General features: G+C 71.6%; 1 pseudogene. It reads left to right on the top strand.

The window, feature by feature from the left end:
• Window positions 1–1,622 (top strand): annotated as a pseudogene (locus U9980_RS18230) (hypothetical protein); the annotation flags it as partial.

The following is a 1,622-nucleotide window of genomic DNA, read 5'->3' as shown; positions in this document are numbered from 1 at the left end:
AGGTCGTGGACGGACGGGCGCTCTTGGCGGACCTGGCGGCGACCAACTCGTTCGTGGTCGGTATCGACGGCGCGGACAGCTGGTACCGCTTCCACCGCCTGCTTGTCGACATCATGCGAGCTGATCTTGCGGGAGAGGGTCGTGAGGACGAACCCGAGCTACACCTGCGGGCCGCGCTGTGGTTCGCCGAGCGCCGTGACTTCTCGGCCGCCGTCCGTCACGCAGGTCGGGCCGGGGATTGGCGCTATGCCGCCTGTCTGCTCGTTGAGGGCGGCCTCGGGGTGATCACAGGATCCGGTGACGCTGGGCGCGAGGCCCAGGTCGGCGCATTGGTCGATGTGTTCCCGGTGGGGTCTGCCGACCAGTCGACCGAGTGTGCGCTCGTGGTTGCGGCACGCGGCGTCCGCGCGGGTGACGTCGAGGCCGCGGAGCGCTGCGTGAACAGTGCACGGATCCGGGTGGCCAGCCTTCCGGTGGGTCGCAGGCGTCTGGTCACGACCGTTCTCGACGTCCTCGAAGCGCGCTGTGCCGAACTGCGGGCGGATCCCGACGTGATGCTTGCCTGCGTTCGCAGGCTCCTGCGCGTCGGCCAGCGCCCGGACGTCACCGCCGTGCCGGCGGGAGCAGATGGTCATCATTGCGGGCTGTGGACCAATCTGTCCGCCATGCGTGCCGTCGCGTTTGCCACCCGCGGCCGGGCCGAGTTGTGGCGTGGTCGTCCCGATGGTGCATCCGAGTCGTTCCGGGCGGCACTGCGACTTGCCCGCGAGGTGGGCGCAGGTGATGTGGAGCTGTCGTGTCTGGGCGGACTCGCCCTGGCCCACGCCTGGCGCGGGCGGCTGCGCCAGGCCGAAGCCTGGGCTGGCAGGGCCGCGGAGGCGGACCGGAGCCGGTCGGCCACCACTGCTCGTGACGATGTCCAGCCGGCGGCGGTCACCGGGCTTGCCGACGTGCATCTTGCGATGGCGGTCGTCTCGTTCGAGACCGATGATTTTGTCGCGGCCCGCGGACACGCATTCGAAGCAGAACGCTACTGTCGGCAATGGCCGCAGCCGGTGACCGCTGAGCTCCTCGTCCTGTTGAATGCGGCTGTCCTGGGTCGGGCGGGCGATGTCCGGACGGCCCGACGGTTGCTCGGCGCGCACCGTCCGGTCGGGCTGCCCGACATCTGTGTGCGGACCCGGCTGGCTACCGAGGTCGAGTTGCTGATCGCGGTGGGCAACCCGGACGCGGCGTTGGCCGTGGTGCGGCGCGGGATCACCGAACACCGCCCCGACCCGGCCGAACTGCTCGCCTTGGCCCGCGTCCATCTGGCCCGGGCCGACACGCCCGCTGCGGTGGCGATCCTGGCCCCCCTGCTGCGGGCCGACACCGGATCCGGGATCGGCAGCATAACGGCCGCGTGCGTGTTGGACGCGGTGGCGGCCGGCCGTGGCGGCGAGGTGGCACGTGCGACCGCGTCGCTGGCCCGCGCACTGGCGTTGGCGGAGGAGGAAGGCGTCATGCGTCCGTTCGTGGACGCGGGCGAGGAGGTGCGGGCGCTGCTGCGGGCGCATCCAGGACTGCGGGCCGCTCACCGGGTACTCGTCGACCGGCTGTTGACCCGCGGCGAGGCGGCGCAG

This window comes from Protofrankia sp. Cr1 (genome assembly GCF_963555865.1).
In the GTDB taxonomy this organism is placed as follows: domain Bacteria; phylum Actinomycetota; class Actinomycetes; order Frankiales; family Frankiaceae; genus Protofrankia.
Note: the sequence above shows the minus strand (reverse complement) of the source record. Positions and strands in the feature narration are given on the sequence as shown.